Raw genomic sequence first — 16,549 nt, 5'->3', positions numbered from 1 at the left:
TTTAAAGCAAGAAAAATTAGTTTTTCGCTGCTTCCGCTGCTTTCACAATTACTGCAAATGCAGGCGCTTTAAGTGAAGCACCGCCCACTAATGCACCATCGATATCCGGTTGAGTGAATAATTCTGCTGCGTTAGCATCATTTACTGAACCACCGTATTGAATGATCACTTGATCTGCTACAGCTTGTGATTTTGCTGCGATGTGGCCACGGATAAATGCGTGAACAGCTTGTGCTTGCGCTGGAGTTGCTGATTTGCCCGTGCCGATTGCCCAAATTGGTTCGTAAGCAATCACTGCACCATTAAATGCTTCTACACCTAATGCATTGATGACTGCATCAATTTGACGCGCACATACTTCTTCAGTTTTGCCCGCTTCGTTTTCAGCTTCAGTTTCACCAATACATAATACTGGTACTAAACCTGCTTCTTTTAATACACCAAATTTTTTCGCTACGAATTCATCGCTTTCTTTGTGGTAAGTACGACGCTCAGAGTGACCGATAATGATGTATTTTGCACCAAAATCTTTTAACATTTCGCTAGAAATATCACCGGTAAATGCACCTTTCACATTGATATCTACGTTTTGTGCACCTAACTGAATCACACTTTTACCGCCACAGCTGCAACCACAACCGGAAAGTGCCGCTTCAGCCGTACCTAAATACATAACTGGTGGGGCAATTGCCACATCACAACCTGTTACATCATGTAATTCTGCTTTTAATCCTTCGATTAATTCTTTGGTGAACGCTTTGGAACCGTTTAATTTCCAGTTACCCATCACTAAAGGACGACGTGCCATTTTTGTTTCTCCATATTGAATAAATAAAAAGTGTGTTTACTATACCAAACTTTGGGCAGATTTCTTTGTGCAAAATCACATTTTGAAAATTTTTTTGGGTAAATGATGATTATTTTGTGCTAAAAAGCTACAATCTACTGTACGGAACCGATAAAAAATAAACAATTTTATAAATAAACGGAAAATAGGTCTGGTAACAATGAAAATTTTCAAAGCCGAACAATGGAATATAGACGTGCTTGCTCCACTCTTTGAAGCCTATCGACTTGCCAACGGAATGAGTGAAAATCCTGACCGCACTTTAACCTTTCTAACAAATCGTATACGTTTTAATGAAAGCATGTTTTTTGTTGCCGTAAACGAAAATGCACAAGCGATTGGTTTTGTTCAACTTTATCCTCGCTTATCCTCTTTGCAATTACAACGCTATTGGCAATTAACCGATATTTTTGTCAAAGAAGATAAACATCAAGCCGAGATTTATGCAGCCCTTATTTCTAAAGCAAAAGAGTTTGTCCGTTATACACAATCTAACCGTTTAGTAGCGGAATTAAGCCAAGCGCAACAGAACATTTTAGAACGCGAAGGATTTAAGCTAAACACGAAAAAAAGTTTGTTTGAATTAACTCTCTAATGCATACACTCCTCAATCAATATTGGGATTACTTGCGAATTGAACGACAAGTAAGCCCACATACTCTCACCAATTATCAACATCAACTGGATGCGATTTTAGCGATTCTAGCAGAAAAAGGCATTCAACACTGGCAGCAAGTGAATCCAAGTGTGGTTCGTCTTATTTTGGCGGAAAGTCGAAAGCAAGGTTTAAAAGAAAAGAGCTTGGCATTACGTTTGTCTGCCCTTCGTCAGTTTTTCAGCTATCTTGTGCAACAAGGGCAAATGAAAGTGAATCCAGCAACAGGCATCTCAGCGCCGAAACAAGGCAAGCATTTACCGAAAAATATTGATGCTGAACAGGTCCAAAAATTACTTTCAAATGACAGCAAAGATCCGATTGATTTGCGTGATCGTGCGATGATGGAATTGATGTATAGCTCAGGGCTTCGCTTATCTGAATTACAAGGATTAAACCTTAATAGCATTAACACGCGTGTACGTGAAGTCAGAGTGATTGGTAAAGGAAACAAAGAACGTATTGTGCCTTTTGGACGCTATGCTTCTCATGCAATTCAGCAATGGTTAAAAGTACGCCCTTTATTTAATCCAAAGGATGACGCCCTTTTTGTTAGCCAACAGGGAAATCGCCTTACTCATCGCTCTATTCAAAAACGAATGGAAACCTGGGGCATTCGACAAGGATTAAACAGCCATCTCAATCCGCATAAACTGCGTCACTCGTTTGCCACTCACATGTTGGAAGCGAGTTCAGATTTGCGTGCCGTTCAAGAACTTTTAGGGCACAGTAATTTATCCACCACGCAAATTTATACGCATTTAAATTTCCAACATCTTGCGGAAGTGTATGATCAAGCCCATCCTCGAGCAAAACGAAAAAAATAAGCAAAGTGCGGTCAAAAATCGTCATCTTTTTTAACCGCACCTATAAACAAAAAGGCTACCTTTCGGTAGCCTTTATTCATTTAACTATAAGCTAAATGCTTGAATATAAGGCAGTTTACCTTTCTTCAGCATGTCTTCGATACCACTTTGGTGGTCATTTTCACCCAAGCCGCGTAATTCAAAGGTGACACCAATGCTGTTGTCATAAATCACTTGATCGTCACGTTGATTTTGTCGACTCGTTACATAACGTCTTGCTCCTACGCCAACAGACCAACAACACGAGTTATATTGAACACCCACATATTGCTCAACTGGCTTTTTCAACGCAATGTCTTGATAGTATTTTCCGACAAGCGCCCAGTTATCCGAGACTTCCCATGCTGCTACGACACCGACCTGTTTAATATCTTGTTGGTAACGGTTTGCGGAAGCTCCCAAGTTTTGGTTGATATACTCTTTACTTGCGTAACGATAATTTAACTGAATCAGATTGTTCTTCATCGGATTAAATTCTAAACTGCTATTTGCTAATGATGCTTTATCTAGCAACGTATCATATTGGTAGCTACCGCGCCAATTCCATTTATTACTAATTTTCCAGTTAGATTCCAACGCCCAAGAAGAAGAGGATTTTGGTGTACGATTACTTGGATTATCATCAATTCTGGAGGCGGTTAAATAATAAATTTGCCCTGCAGAGAAGTTAAAACGCTCATCGGCATTTTTATCATAAAGACGAGTTGTACCACCAAGCGTTATCTGGTTAGCAGATGAAATACGGTCTAAACCACTATAACGACGATCGCGGAATAATGAATAATAATCTTGCTGAACTAAAGCAGAATCATAACCAAAGCCAAGATAGTCATTAACTAACTTAGAGCCAATATTGCTTTGATCCTTATATGGTCGATATAAGTATTGTGCGTGTGGTTCCAGTGTTTGTGTATAGCCATCAAATAAAGTTTTGTTGGTGGCTAAAACAGTTTGCAAATCCACTTTTAATTGCGGTAATACACGATTCACCGATTTTTGCACTTCTTCCGCCGCAGAAGAAGACCCTTTCTTCTGATTATAATGCGTTGCATAAAGTTTGGTTTCAATGTTCAAGTTTCCGTATTTATTTGACATTACTGTCGTCAAACTCGGCTCAGTATGGAAACGCCAAGCCGTTGGCATTAATGCGCTGTCATTATCAAAACGTGCGGCTTGTGAGAATAATTTAAAATCTAACCAACCATTTGCTAAATCATTTCTATAATAATTGAAATCGATTTGTGGCATGGCTCGGTAAGGACCGATATCCACTTCGTCAAAGATTTGGAACTGACGTGCGGAAATGGCTACATTATAGTTTGGTTGATAGTACGCAATACGTGCATATTGATTCGCATAACCATCAGTACTGTCACCATAATCAGAATCAAAATCGGTGAAATATTGTTTATCACTGACTTTGGTGTAATCAACGTTTAAACGCCAGTTTTCAAGAAAAGAAGAACTGTGATTCCAATAGAATAAATGACGTTTACGGTTATCACTGATGTATTCATCGTAGCGATCACGCCCCAAATATTCGCCTGCAAGTTTACCTTCACCAACCGGTGTTAAATAACGAAACTCACTATTTAATTGCCAGCCACGGCGTGACATATATTTTGGTGCAATCGTCACATCGTAATTTGGTGCAATATTCCAATAAATCGGTTGTTTATACCAATAACCATCTCGACTAGAGTGACCGACTGTTGGCATTAATAAACCTGAACGACGACGATCACCAATCGGTAATTGCAGATAAGGGGTATAGAATACCGGCACACCTAATACTTTAAAACGCGCATGCCAAAATTCGGCATATTCTTCTTTGATGTGCTGACGAATCTCAGAGGCATCTACCGCCCAAGCATTATCATCGGGTAAACAAGAGGTAAATGTCGCGTTTTTCATTAAGCGGTAATCATCACCTAACTCAATTTCTTGTGCTTTACCGCGGCCTTGACGTCCTACAAGTTGGTAGTCTGCATCGGTTACATTACCATTTTTGCTATCTAAATTAAAACTCGCATCATTACCTAATAGATTGATTTGGTTGTCTTTATAATCAAATCCACCACGTAAATAAGCCCAACGTTGAACTTGTTTGCCTTCACCTGTTTGTTTAACTTCAACTGAATTACCAACTAAATGGCGGTTTCCTTGTTTCAAATCCACATTGCCTTGATAAATCGCTTGAGTTGGCTGATTAATCTCTGCTTTATCTGCTTCAATATAAACCGGCAAATTATTGACATCTCCTTTCACGACCTCACCAGTAAAATGAGGCACACCAAGTAAACATTGAGCATGCAGATCTGCCAAACTTTGTTGACTATAAAGTGCGGTCAGAATTGAGATTGAAATTAAGGTATATTTTTTATTCATAATTCAGCTCTTATTCAGATGAAATTAGGGGGATTATACTGGAACATCATTTACAACAACAGTTATTTGTATGGTCGTTGACTAATCCCACCGATTGCATAAAGGCATAGCATGTCGTTTCCCCAACAAAAACAAAACCACGCTTTTTCAACGCTTTTGACATTGCTTTTGAGGTTTCAGTTCTGGCGGGTACCACAGAAATATCGGGTACATCATTGATAATCGGTTGATGATTCACGAACGACCACACAAAATCACTGAAATTTTCACCACACTTTTCCATAGCTAAATAGGCTTTGGCATTTTTCACGATGGCTTCCAGTTTTGCCCGATGGCGAATAAGTCCGACATTTTCCATACAGCGATCAATATCTTGTTCGGTCATTTGCGCGATTTTGGCAGGATCAAATTGATGGAATGCAGCCCGATAGGCTTCACGTTTTTTCAATACAGTAATCCAGGAAAGCCCCGCCTGTTGCCCTTCTAAACAGATTTTCTCAAACAGCTTTTGACTGTCAAATTGTGGCTTACCCCATTCTTTATCGTGGTAGTCGATATAAATCGGAAGTTCGCCCACCCAAGGGCATCTTGTACTCATGCCATATCCTTTTTGAGTTGTTCATAGATTGCGATAAAATCAGGCATCACCCCGCGCCACAAATGGAATGAATGAGCCGCTTGCGCCACCAACATACCAAAACCATCGCTGACATTATTCAGACCTAAGGATTTGCAGTAGGCAATAAAAGGCGTGTCACTACCTTTGGCATATTGCATGTCATAACAGGCGCGGGACAACGATAAGATTGATCCATCAACAGCGGCGGTATACCCACTTAATCCTGCCGAAGTTGCATTGATCACCAAGTCATAGGTTTGTACGGGGATCGCATCCATCGCGACAGCTTCAATTGTGCCGTAAGGCTTGAACTTATCTGCCAGTTGTTGCGCTTTTTCTAGGGTACGGTTAGCCAAGACAATCTGCTGTTGTGCTTCCAATAAAGGCAGTAATACTCCTTTGGTTGCCCCGCCGGCACCTAAAATTAAAATGCGTTGTTGTGGCTGAATCCAACCTAAGCGTTGTAAATCCGTCACTAAACCAATGCCATCGGTATTGTCCGCATAGAGTTTACCGTTAGATAATTTTTTTAGTGTGTTGCAGGCTTCTGCCAGTTTCGCCCGTTCGCTATGTTCTTCGGCGAGCGCATAGGCGCGCTCTTTAAATGGTGCGGTGATATTGCAACCTTGTGCCCCTTCAGCAAAAAAGGCCTGCAATTGCTGCTCAAAATCCTCAAGGTCACCTAATTTGGCAACATATTCCATCGTTTGCTGGGTTTGCTTGGCAAATAAGCTATGAATCAACGGGGATTTACTTTGGGCTATCGGATTGCCCCAAACGGCATAGTGCTGCATGTTTTATCCTTGTCTGAAAAGTTGGTTTGTGAGCAAATCACGAATTTCCGATGGATTTTGTGCTTGACCAACAGCTTCATCAAGCACAGGGAAATCAGCCCCAAATTGGGAACGCACAGCATCTGCGCTACGGCAAGGTGATAAACCGGTTAAGTTCGCACTGGTCGAGGTGAGAGCGAAGCCTGTTGTTTCGCATAAAGCTTTGACGGCAGGATGAGTACATAAACGCACCGCAATGCTATCAAATTGCCCCGTCAGAAAATGTGGGACTTCTGCCTTTGCCGGCACCACCCAGGTGATTGGATGTTCATATTGTGCCTGTAAGCGTGCAAGCTGTTCGTTAGACAAACGGGAAAAATCAACAAAAGGCTGCAAAAAATGCAAGCTCGGCGCGACTAAAATAAGGCCTTTTTCAATCGGACGCTGTTTTAAATCAAGCAATTTTCTGACCGCACTTTCACTTAGCGGATTACAGCCGAGACCGAATACCGCCTCAGTAGGATAGGCAACGACTTCGTCTTGCATTAAACGGGCGGCAATTTGTTGTACATTCATTTTTCGTTCTCAAAAATATGTCGACAGCCTTTATTCGCGCATTGCCAGACTTGCTGTTCGGCATTTTCACTTTTTAATAGCGCAAGTGGAAAATGGCATTGTGGACAAGGCATGGCATAGGGTTTTGCTGGTAAGGAAAATTTGCAATGGGGAAAGTTATCGCAACCATAAAAGATTTTTCCTTGTCGTCCGCGACGGGCAACCAAATGTCCTTTATGGCATTCCGGACAGTCAATGGATTGTTCATCATCCTGTTGCTCATGCACCACAAAATCACAATCGGGATAATGGCTGCAACCGATGAACATGCCAAAGGCACCTTGTTTGAGTTGGAGTGGATTGCCACATTGTGGGCAGGTTTCATCAAGCTCTTTCAACACCTTATGTTCCACCCTATTTAGTGGACGCAAATAATCACAGGCGGGATATGCGGTACAACCTAAAAACAGCCCCTTTTTACCCTGTTTCATTTGCAAAGGTGCGCCGCATTGTGGGCAGTATTCTTCGTGTTTTGTGTGTTGGAAAAGACTTTGAGTCATACGCTGTCCCTATGCTTGTAGCATTGCTTCCAATTCTTCCTGGGCCGCTAACCAATCCATTTCGACTTCTTCCAAGGCTTTTTTCATCTCTACTTGCTGTGCCAAAAGTGCGGTCAATTTTTCTTTATTTTCCGCGCTGTATAGTTCGGAATCTGCCAATTGGTTTTCAATCTCCGCAAGTTTGGAGGAATGTTTACTCATTTTTTCCTCCAATTGAGAGATTTGTTTACGAAGAGGCGCGGTTTGTTGGCGTAGTTCGGCCTCACGACGTTTTTGTTCCTTGCGGTTTTGCATGGAATTTTCGTTGTCGTCATTTTTCTCCGAGGATTTATTTTCTGGTGCGCTATTTTGTTCATTCAGCCACTTTTGATAATCCTCTAAATCGCCTTTGAATTCTTCCACTTTTTTATCGTGCACCAAATAGAATTCTTCCACGGTATTACGTAGTAAGTGGCGATCGTGAGAAACCACCACCAAAGAGCCCTCGTAATCCACCAGTGCTTCGGTTAATGCCTGACGCATATCCAAATCCAAGTGGTTTGTTGGTTCGTCGAGCAGTAATAGGTTTGGACGTTGCCAAACAATTAGCGCAAGTACCAAACGGGCTTTTTCCCCACCGGAAAAGGCTTTCACCGCTTGATTAACTTTGTCACCATGGAACGCAAAACTCCCGAGATAATCCCGAACCTGTTGCTCCGTTTGCTCTGGTGCGAGTTTCTGCATGTGCCAGAGAGCGGATTCGTCTGCGCGTAGGGTATCTAGCTGATGCTGAGCAAAATAGCCGAGTTGCACGCCTTTAGCTAATTGTACTGTACCTGAAAGCGCCGTGAGCTCTCCCGCTAACAATTTAATCAACGTTGATTTCCCAGCACCATTTTTCCCGAGCAAACCGATGCGCGAACCCGGTACTAAATTCAGTTTAATTTTACTTAAAATTTCTACCGCACTTTCACCTCTGCCATAACCTGCGCTCGCCTGTTCAATCATCACCAAAGGATTCGGCAAGGATAGTGGTGGACGGAATTCAAAAGTAAAAGGATTATCCACATAAGCTGGTGCAATCAGTTCCATACGTTCCAATGCCTTCATACGGCTTTGCGCCTGTTTAGCTTTGGTTGCCTTGGCTTTAAAGCGGTCGATATATTTTTGTAAATGGGAAATTTTTTGTTGTTGCTGACGATACATCGCCGTTTGTTGTGCCAATTTGGTTGCCCGTTGCACTTCAAAGGAAGAATAATCGCCCGTGTATTCGTTGAGCTTATGATTTTCGATATGGAGGATTTTTGTCACAATCGGATCGAGAAAATCACGGTCGTGGGAAATTAATACCAAAGTACCTTGATATTGCACTAACCAACGTTCTAACCAAATAACTGCATCCAAGTCCAAATGGTTGGTTGGCTCATCCAGTAATAATAAATCCGATGGACAAAGCAATGCTTGCGCCAAATTCAAGCGCATTCGCCAACCACCGGAGAAGGATTTTACAGGCTGAGTGATTTCTTCTTGGTTAAAGCCTAAACCATGCAATAAGGAAGCCGCGCGAGATTGGATCGTCCAAGCATCCAAGGTTTCTAACTGCCCGTGAATGCGCGCAATTGCATGACCATCATTACATTCATTTGCTTGTTCAAGTTCCAGCTGCAAACGGCAATATTCGCGATCCCCTTGAATTACATAATCAATGGCAGGAATATCCAATGCCGGCGTTTCTTGATTCACCCAAGATACCCGCCAGTTGGATGGATAAGTAACCTCGCCGCCCTCTGGCGTTAATTCTTTTTTTAATAGGGCAAAAAGAGACGACTTACCGCAACCATTCTTACCCACCAAACCGACTTTTTGTTTCGGATTGATAGTTGCTGTGGCATTCTCGAGCAATTCGGTTTGCCCGCGCTTTAGGGAAATATTATTAAATACAATCATTTTTTCGAATACATCTGAATTTGTGCCTATTTTGCAATATTTTTCCTTTTCTCGGAACAGTCTATTCCAATTTTATCGATATTTCTGCCCGAAAAAACACGTATAATGACGCTCAACAAATCAATCATGAGGAAATAAAATGAAGCTCTCTATTCTTAATCTCGCCCCTGTTCGAGAAGGACAAACTTATTTGCAAGCGGTTGAATCGATGGTCAATCTTGCAAAACACGCTGAGAACATTGGCATTGAGCGTTATTGGATTGCGGAGCATCATAATATGAAAAATTTGGTGAGTTCAGCGACCGCACTTTTAATTCAGCATACGCTAGCCAATACGAAGACCTTGCGCGTAGGGTCAGGTGGCGTAATGTTACCGAATCATTCGCCTTATGTGGTAGCCGAGCAATATGGCACACTGGAGACGCTTTATCCAAACCGTGTTGAACTTGGTTTAGGGCGTGCGCCAGGAACGGATATGCAAACGGCTGCAGCACTTCGTCGAGGACGAAACAGTCTGGATTTCCCTGCGGAAATTGCGGAACTTCGCGGTTACTTTAAAGATTGCAACCCGGTTTCTGCGTATCCTTCTGCTGGCTTGAATATACCGTTTTATATTTTAGGATCTAGCACCGAAAGTGCCTATCTTGCGGCAGAACTTGGCTTGCCTTATGCCTTTGCTTCACACTTTGCGCCACGAATGATGGAAATGGCAGTGGAGATTTACCGCAAAAACTTCAAACCTTCTACCTATCTTGCTGAGCCTTATGTCATCTTAGGTGTGAACGCGATCGTTGCCGAAACCGATAAAGAAGCGAAACAACTGGCGACAACACAAACACTATTTTTCTTAAACGTGGTAACTAATGCGCAACAAAATTTACAACCGCCAATGGCATCAGAAGAAGATGTTTGGAAAGCCCAAATGCATGCTCAAAAGAAACCGCACTTTGGACCGGTCGATTTCGAGGAAATCCCGATTTACAACCAAGAACGCGCAGTGGTGGAACAAATGACCGCTTGTTCGCTTATCGGTAGTCCTGAAAGCGTGGAATTTCAACTCAAGCAACTACGTGAACGGGTACATTTTGATGAAATTATGGCGGTAAGCTATATTTTTGATGAGAAAAAACAAGCTCAATCTTACACGATGTTGAAAGCGATTGTGGATAAGCAATAGCGAGACAAAAAGAAAAGTGCGGTGAATTTCACCGCACTTTAAATCAAAAAATACTAATAAGCCGTTTCTATCGGTAAACCAGCTTTTACCCAACCATCAAATCCACCAATGACACTAAACACATTTTCATAGCCTTGTTCAACGAGGAAAGTCGCCACATTTCGGCTGCTCACGCCATGATAACAACTCACGATAATTGGGGAGTCAAAATCCACCAGTTCTTCAAATTGTAAAAAGCTTTGGTTAGTTAAATGAAACGCCCCTTTCGCATGGGAATAGGTAAAACGTTGAGGGTCCCGAACATCAGCAAGCATGGCGCCATTTTGCACCATTTCCCAAGCTTGTTCCGGGCTAATTTCTTTAAACGACATGGTTTGTTCCTTTTACGCGCTGTTTATACACGCCATCAAAAATAATCAGGCTCATCGCCAATACTAAACAAATGAATAATGGATAGCTGTCCGCATCCATTTTCTCTCCAATTAAAAATGAAATAATTACCATCAAAATGGTTTCAACATAGCCTAGAAGGCCAAGTAAATTCATTGGCAGCATGTTGCTGGCGATCACATAAGCAATCAATGCAGAGCCACTAATAAGCCCGAGCAATACCAATAATCCCCAAATGTTAGGATTCGATTCCTGCACGGTGGCAAAATCGGTTTGAAGAGCAAAGTAAACGCTAACTGGCAATAATGCGATCATTTCTAAGCAAAAGGCACCAAGATCGGTATTTTTTAAGGCTTTTCGTATCGAGAAGTAGGTGGTATACCCCACACAGATAACAATGGCTTCCCAAGATAATCCGCCTTTTAAAACGATGTTAGAAATCACTCCAACCGCCGCAATTACCACAGCTATAAATTTCAATGTTGAAATTCGCTCTTTAAAAATGATCCGCCCCGCAGCCACCATCACAATTGGCAATAATAAATAACCGAAAGAAACACTTAAGGAGCTACCATTATTGGGTGCCCACAAAAAGAGCCACATTTGATACCCCATTAATGCGCCACAAATAATATAGGAAAGGGCAAAGAGCGGTCTATTTTTAATGCGTTTTAAATGCTCAACCAAAGCTTGTTTTTGTTTAAACATGATGACGGAAAGGGCAACGAAAGGGAATGTAAACAGCATTCGATAGCCGAAAATATCCGTGCCACTGAGCGGTTTCAGTAGCGTGGAAAAATAATACATATAGCCAAATAAAAGCGAGGCTAAAAGTGAAATAAGTATGCCTCTTAACATAATAAATCCTTAGGTTAATTCTGCTTATTATTTTAGTCTAACATCTCCCAAAATGCACGAATTAGGGGGTTCGCTAAATTTCTTTTTTGCACACAAACACCTAAATCAAACGTCTCAACGGAATTGTCTAAATTTAAACGAGACACGTCTTTTGACATAGGGTTATTATCAATCACCACATCGGGCAACATTGCTAATCCAAAACCAAGTGCCACCATTGGTACGATACCTTCATGCCCCGCCACAGTGGCATAAATTTTGGGATGTTTAATGTGTTTGCTACGTAGCCATTGTTCGATACGCTGACGTGCCATTCCATCTAACGGCAAAATGAAAGGCATTTGCTGCCAATTGATAGGTTCTTCCTGTAATAATTGTGTGGCTAAACAAGCGACTCGTGGTGCAATTAATGAAAGGGAAATATCATCAATCTTATAAAATTCCAATCCTGTCGGCAGATTATTGGGTTTCCCCGCCAAAGCAAGATCCACCTGTTCCGATTGAATGAATTGCACCGCAGAGGCTGGGTCACCAGTCGTCAGTTGAATTTCGACTTTAGGATAACGCGAACGAAATTTGGCTAATACCTGTGGCAAGTGACTATATGAAGCCGTTACTGAGCAAAATAAGCGCAACTCTCCGCTTAATTCCGCTGAATTATCTCGCAGTTGGCGCTTAAACTGCTGCCAGTTTTGCCATTCTGTTTTCGCAAATTGCAGAAATTTCTCGCCTTGTTCGGTTAAGCGCACTTGTCGATTATCACGAATAAATAAAGGTTGTTCTAATTCCTCTTCCATGCGTTGAATTTGGCGTGAAAGCGTAGACGGTGACATATGATTTTGCGTAGCGGTTTTAGCAAAATTTTGCGTGTCAGCAAGATGAAGAAATATTTGAAGGTCTTGAAAGTTCATATGTATCATTAAAATGTAAATATAGTTGCAAAAATTGCAACACTAAGTACCAATAATATCACTTTACGCAATAATTAAAAATCTTATAATCCATGACACAACAAAAAACTATATTCAAACACAACCTCATACACATTAATCAACATCATATTAAGGATGAAAAATGGCTAACTATTTCAATACATTAAATTTACGCGAAAAATTAGATCAATTAGGTCGTTGTCGTTTTATGGATCGCAGCGAATTTGCTGACGGTTGCAACTACTTAAAAGGCAAAAAAATCGTTATCGTAGGTTGTGGTGCACAAGGTTTAAACCAAGGTTTAAATATGCGTGACTCTGGCTTAGATATTTCTTATGCATTACGCCCTGAAGCGATTGCTGAAAAACGTGCATCATTCCAACGTGCAACCGAGAACGGTTTTAAAGTGGGCACTTATCAAGAATTAATTCCAACTGCAGACTTAGTGATCAACTTAACACCGGACAAACAACACTCTAAAGTCGTAGCTGATGTGATGCCATTAATGAAAAAAGATTCAGCATTCGGTTACTCACACGGTTTCAATATCGTTGAAGTAGGTGAGCAAATCCGTGAAGACATCACTGTGGTGATGAGTGCACCAAAATGTCCAGGTACTGAAGTACGTGAAGAATACAAACGTGGTTTCGGTGTGCCAACATTAATCGCGGTTCACCCAGCAAATGACCCACGTGGTGAAGGTATGGCAATTGCGAAAGCATGGGCCGCTGCAACCGGTGGTGACCGTGCAGGCGTATTAGAATCTTCATTCGTCGCAGAAGTAAAATCTGACTTAATGGGTGAACAAACCATTCTTTGTGGTATGTTACAAGCAGGTTCTATCGTATGTTACGACAAACTTGTTGCTGATGGTAAAGATCCAGCATACGCAGGTAAATTAATCCAATACGGTTGGGAAACCATTACTGAAGCCTTAAAACAAGGTGGTATCACATTAATGATGGATCGCTTATCAAACAGCGCAAAATTACGTGCATTTGAACTTGCTGAGCAAATCAAAGAAAGCCTTGGTTTCTTATATTACAAACACATGGATGACATCATCAGCGGTCACTTCTCTGCGACCATGATGGCTGACTGGGCGAATGGTGATAAAGACTTATTCGCATGGCGTGAAGCAACTGGCAAAACTGCCTTTGAAAACGCACCAAAAGCAGACGGCATCAAAATTTCTGAGCAAGAATACTTTGATAACGGCGTATTAATGGTAGCAATGGTGAAAGCGGGTGTTGAATTAGCCTTTGATGCAATGGTAGCAAGCGGTATCTATGAAGAATCAGCTTACTATGAATCACTTCACGAATTACCGTTAATCGCCAACACTATCGCACGTAAACGCTTATACGAAATGAACGTGGTAATTTCTGATACTGCAGAATACGGTAACTACTTATTCTCTAACGTAGCAACCCCAATTCTTGCAAAAGAAATCATCCCAACCTTACAAAAAGGTGATTTAGGTGAACCAACACCAGCAGTAGCTATCGACAACATCACTTTACGTGATGTAAACGATGCAATCCGTAACCACCCGGTTGAATTAATCGGTCAAGAGTTACGTGGCTACATGACAGATATGAAACGTATCGCTGTTGCAGGTTAATAACTTAAATTAAGAAAATCTAAGCCAACTTATTTAATAAGTTGGCTTTTTTTATGTATTGAAAAGAGTAATATAAAAACAAGAAAATTTTTGACCGCACTTTCCATGATCGTTTAACTGTTATGACATTAGCGTTGCGGTGTAATAATAGTGTTCATAGAAATTATGATTTCTAGGGCAGAACTGAATTTTTGTAATTTCTCCTGACGACAGGATAAGCAAAGGAACAAAATGCAGTATTTATATTTTTTATTGATGGTAGCAGGAATAATACTGCTGATTATTGGCGTTAAAACGATACCCCGTTTAGTCAATACAAAGTTGTTATATGAAATGCCATGTGTAGACAAAGAAGGAACTTTTTTCTTGCCGAAGGGAATGTATGGAATATGGCTTAGCGGAAAATTATTTACCAAATCCCCTATAGGAAAAGTAGGTTTCAAAATAATCAACCTGCAGACAGGGAAAACAGTTCCCCTGTCAGTTAGCATTCTGAAAACTTCATCGAGTGGATTTGTAAAAGGGCGGATGGAATTATATTGGTTCCGAGCAGAAGAAGGAAACTATCTTCTTTCACTAGCTGGTGAAGGAAATATTATAGAGAAAGCAGAAGCCGCCATTGCTGATATCATAATCAAAAAGCCTGTAGATTACAGTCAATTTTCTGTGCAAATTCGAGAACGTCGTTCAGTCTTTATTTTTCTTCTCGCTATTTTAGAGATTGTTCTTGGAATGACTATGACGAAGTTTGGGATTATTCATCTGGTAGCGTTATTACAATAAATGGTAATATAAAAGGGCGGAGTAAAATCCGCCCTTTTTCTCTTTTTACTGAATAAATAATATGTCGAAATCTTTCTCTTCTCGCTCATTTACGACCAAACGAACGGTAAAACCCACTCGTTCATTTAAGCCTAAAGCGAAGCCACTTACATTAGAACAAACAATCGTTATTTTATTTAACAAACCTTTTGATGTACTGACACAATTCACCGATGAAAACGGCCGAGCGACGTTAAAAGATTTTATTACCATTCCTAATGTATATGCGGCAGGGCGATTGGATCGCGATAGCGAAGGGTTACTGATTTTAACGAATAATGGTGAAGTGCAACATCGTTTGGCGGATCCTAAGTTTAAAACAGAAAAAACGTATTTTGTGCAAGTGGAAGGTATTCCTGAAGAAACAGACTTAGACAAACTCCGCAAAGGTGTTGAATTGAAAGATGGGATGACGAAGCCGGCAAAAGTGCGGTTGATTTCAGAACCGGATTTTCTCTGGCCTCGCAATCCACCTATTCGTGAACGTCAAAGCATTACGACAAGTTGGTTGGAAATCAAAATCAGTGAAGGGCGTAATCGACAAGTGCGTAGAATGACGGCACATATCGGCTTTCCGACATTACGACTTATCCGTTATCAAATGAGCCATTTAACGCTTGATGGATTGGGCAATGGCGAATATCGTTGTTTAAATAAAGAAGAAATGCGTGCGTTATTCAAACAACTTCATTTAAATAACGCACGTTAAGATTAGAAACGTTGAGCAGGTTGCGCGTTTTCCACTTGCACGAAGAAGCCTTTATCATTCAAGATAATGCTGTAATCGGTAACATATTTAACGCCGTTGGTTTCCACTATCGCATTACAGCTGCGAATGCCTTGTTGTGGATAAGATTGCGTTTCACGGGCTTGCGAGATTTGTTTCACTGTCATTTGGGTGTTAGTAGCAGCGCCTTGTTTTTTGAAGGCATCAGATAATACCGCAAAAACTTTTGAATCATTACATCTTGGTACGACGACAGATTTTGTCACCATACTCGCTGTTTTTTGTGCGACAGCATCTACTTTCTTTTCAGCCACTTTTTCAACAGCTTTTGGTTCCGCTTTCTTCACTTCAGTTTTAACTGCGGGTGTTTTTTTAGCAATCATCTTTTCAGGTTTAGCTGATTCTTTAACTACACTCTGTTTGCTCTTAGCTGCAGCCTTTTTGTCTTTTACTACAGTTTGCTTCGTTTTTTCTACTGACTGTTTGCCTTTCGTTTTTGTCGGCTCTGCTTTAGCGGCTTTAGTTGTCGTTTTATTTTTTATTTTTTCTTTTTTTGTTACCGCTTTTTTTGCTTCCACAATTTTAGCGGGCTTTTTCGCTTCTGCTTTTTTGGCATCCGCTTTTTTATTAGCTGTTTTGGCTACGGCTTTAGGTGTGGTTGCTTTCTTGGCTTCCACTTTTTTAACTGCCGTTTTCACTGACTTAGTTTGAGTTGATTTTGCCGTATGATTTGGCGATGCAGCAAAGGCCAAAACAGGTAAAAAAGCAAAAATCACCGCGAGTAATTTTTTCATCCGTTATTCTCCTTAAACAAAAAGTGCGGTCAAAAT

The 16,549-nt window shown here is 41.0% G+C and carries 17 protein-coding genes; 6 read left to right on the top strand and 11 right to left on the bottom strand.

What is annotated here, in order from left to right; translation table 11 throughout:
- Positions 1-16: 16 nt before the first annotated feature.
- Entirely contained in the window at positions 17-808 is a 792-nt protein-coding gene (tpiA, locus tag PARA_RS02480) for a triose-phosphate isomerase (protein ID WP_014064390.1), read from the bottom strand.
- 199 nt (positions 809-1,007) lie between these two features.
- Here tpiA and PARA_RS02475 point away from each other — a divergent pair, with 199 nt between their 5' ends.
- Positions 1,008-1,442 (top strand): GNAT family N-acetyltransferase, encoded by a 435-nt coding sequence (locus tag PARA_RS02475; protein WP_014064389.1) that lies wholly within the window; start codon positions 1,008-1,010, stop codon positions 1,440-1,442.
- Complete coding sequence (gene xerC, locus PARA_RS02470; RefSeq protein WP_014064388.1) at positions 1,442-2,329, top strand: tyrosine recombinase XerC; 888 nt, start codon at positions 1,442-1,444, stop codon at positions 2,327-2,329. The genes PARA_RS02475 and xerC overlap by 1 nt, the downstream gene beginning before the upstream one ends.
- Positions 2,330-2,413: 84 nt before the next feature.
- Here the strand turns inward: xerC and lptD are convergent, their stop codons facing one another.
- Genes lptD through PARA_RS02440 form a run of 6 tightly spaced genes read right to left on the bottom strand, consistent with a single transcriptional unit; the run spans position 2,414 to position 9,189 of the window.
- The gene (lptD, locus tag PARA_RS02465; protein ID WP_014064387.1) at positions 2,414-4,756 is read right to left on the bottom strand and encodes an LPS assembly protein LptD; all 2,343 of its coding nucleotides are present in this window, start codon (positions 4,754-4,756) and stop codon (positions 2,414-2,416) included.
- 46 nt (positions 4,757-4,802) lie between these two features.
- Positions 4,803-5,354, bottom strand: coding sequence for a DNA-3-methyladenine glycosylase I (locus PARA_RS02460; RefSeq protein ID WP_014064386.1), 552 nt, complete (start codon positions 5,352-5,354; stop codon positions 4,803-4,805).
- A complete protein-coding gene (gene aroE, locus PARA_RS02455) occupies positions 5,351-6,169 on the bottom strand; it encodes a shikimate dehydrogenase (RefSeq protein WP_014064385.1) in 819 nt (272 codons plus the stop codon). The genes PARA_RS02460 and aroE overlap by 4 nt, the downstream gene beginning before the upstream one ends.
- A 3-nt stretch (positions 6,170-6,172) precedes the next feature.
- A complete protein-coding gene (locus tag PARA_RS02450) occupies positions 6,173-6,724 on the bottom strand; it encodes a Sua5/YciO/YrdC/YwlC family protein (protein ID WP_014064384.1) in 552 nt (183 codons plus the stop codon).
- On the bottom strand, positions 6,721-7,263 hold the full coding sequence (locus tag PARA_RS02445) for a type I DNA topoisomerase (RefSeq protein WP_014064383.1): 543 nt from the start codon (positions 7,261-7,263) through the stop codon (positions 6,721-6,723). The genes PARA_RS02450 and PARA_RS02445 overlap by 4 nt, the downstream gene beginning before the upstream one ends.
- A 9-nt stretch (positions 7,264-7,272) precedes the next feature.
- Positions 7,273-9,189, bottom strand: a complete 1,917-nt coding sequence (locus PARA_RS02440; protein ID WP_014064382.1) for an ABC transporter ATP-binding protein — start codon at positions 9,187-9,189, stop codon at positions 7,273-7,275.
- A 139-nt stretch (positions 9,190-9,328) separates the two neighbouring features.
- On the opposite strand from PARA_RS02440, the gene PARA_RS02435 reads away from it, so the two are divergent.
- Complete coding sequence (locus PARA_RS02435; RefSeq protein WP_014064381.1) at positions 9,329-10,366, top strand: LLM class flavin-dependent oxidoreductase; 1,038 nt, start codon at positions 9,329-9,331, stop codon at positions 10,364-10,366.
- Positions 10,367-10,419: 53 nt separating this feature from the next.
- Here the strand turns inward: PARA_RS02435 and glpE are convergent, their stop codons facing one another.
- From glpE to ilvY, 3 genes are read right to left on the bottom strand one after another with little or no spacing between them, the layout of a single operon-like run.
- Positions 10,420-10,737 carry a thiosulfate sulfurtransferase GlpE gene (gene glpE, locus PARA_RS02430; protein ID WP_005694839.1) on the bottom strand — a complete coding sequence of 106 codons (318 nt, stop codon included), beginning with the start codon at positions 10,735-10,737 and terminating at the stop codon, positions 10,420-10,422.
- On the bottom strand, positions 10,727-11,614 hold the full coding sequence (gene rarD / locus PARA_RS02425; RefSeq protein ID WP_014064380.1) for an EamA family transporter RarD: 888 nt from the start codon (positions 11,612-11,614) through the stop codon (positions 10,727-10,729). Before rarD ends, glpE begins: the two co-directional genes overlap by 11 nt.
- Positions 11,615-11,646: 32 nt before the next feature.
- Entirely contained in the window at positions 11,647-12,525 is an 879-nt protein-coding gene (ilvY, locus tag PARA_RS02420; protein ID WP_041918204.1) for an HTH-type transcriptional activator IlvY, read from the bottom strand.
- A 163-nt stretch (positions 12,526-12,688) separates the two neighbouring features.
- Here ilvY and ilvC point away from each other — a divergent pair, with 163 nt between their 5' ends.
- The 3 genes from ilvC to PARA_RS02405 all read left to right on the top strand — a co-directional run bounded on the left by ilvC (position 12,689) and on the right by PARA_RS02405 (position 15,701).
- Positions 12,689-14,170 (top strand): ketol-acid reductoisomerase, encoded by a 1,482-nt coding sequence (gene ilvC, locus PARA_RS02415; RefSeq protein ID WP_005699209.1) that lies wholly within the window; start codon positions 12,689-12,691, stop codon positions 14,168-14,170.
- A gap of 231 nt (positions 14,171-14,401) precedes the next feature.
- Positions 14,402-14,953, top strand: a complete 552-nt coding sequence (locus tag PARA_RS02410; protein WP_014064378.1) for a hypothetical protein — start codon at positions 14,402-14,404, stop codon at positions 14,951-14,953.
- 61 nt (positions 14,954-15,014) lie between these two features.
- Positions 15,015-15,701 (top strand): rRNA large subunit pseudouridine synthase E, encoded by a 687-nt coding sequence (locus PARA_RS02405; protein WP_014064377.1) that lies wholly within the window; start codon positions 15,015-15,017, stop codon positions 15,699-15,701.
- Between the two features lie 2 nt (positions 15,702-15,703).
- Here PARA_RS02405 and PARA_RS02400 read toward each other — a convergent pair whose 3' ends face one another.
- Positions 15,704-16,513: a hypothetical protein gene (locus PARA_RS02400; RefSeq protein WP_014064376.1), complete on the bottom strand. Its 810-nt coding sequence runs from the start codon at positions 16,511-16,513 to the stop codon at positions 15,704-15,706.
- Positions 16,514-16,549 lie beyond the last annotated feature (36 nt).

The sequence above is a fragment of the Haemophilus parainfluenzae T3T1 genome, from assembly GCF_000210895.1.
GTDB classification, from domain to species: Bacteria; Pseudomonadota; Gammaproteobacteria; order Enterobacterales; family Pasteurellaceae; genus Haemophilus_D; species Haemophilus_D parainfluenzae_A.
This window is presented reverse-complemented; position numbering and strand designations above follow the sequence as displayed.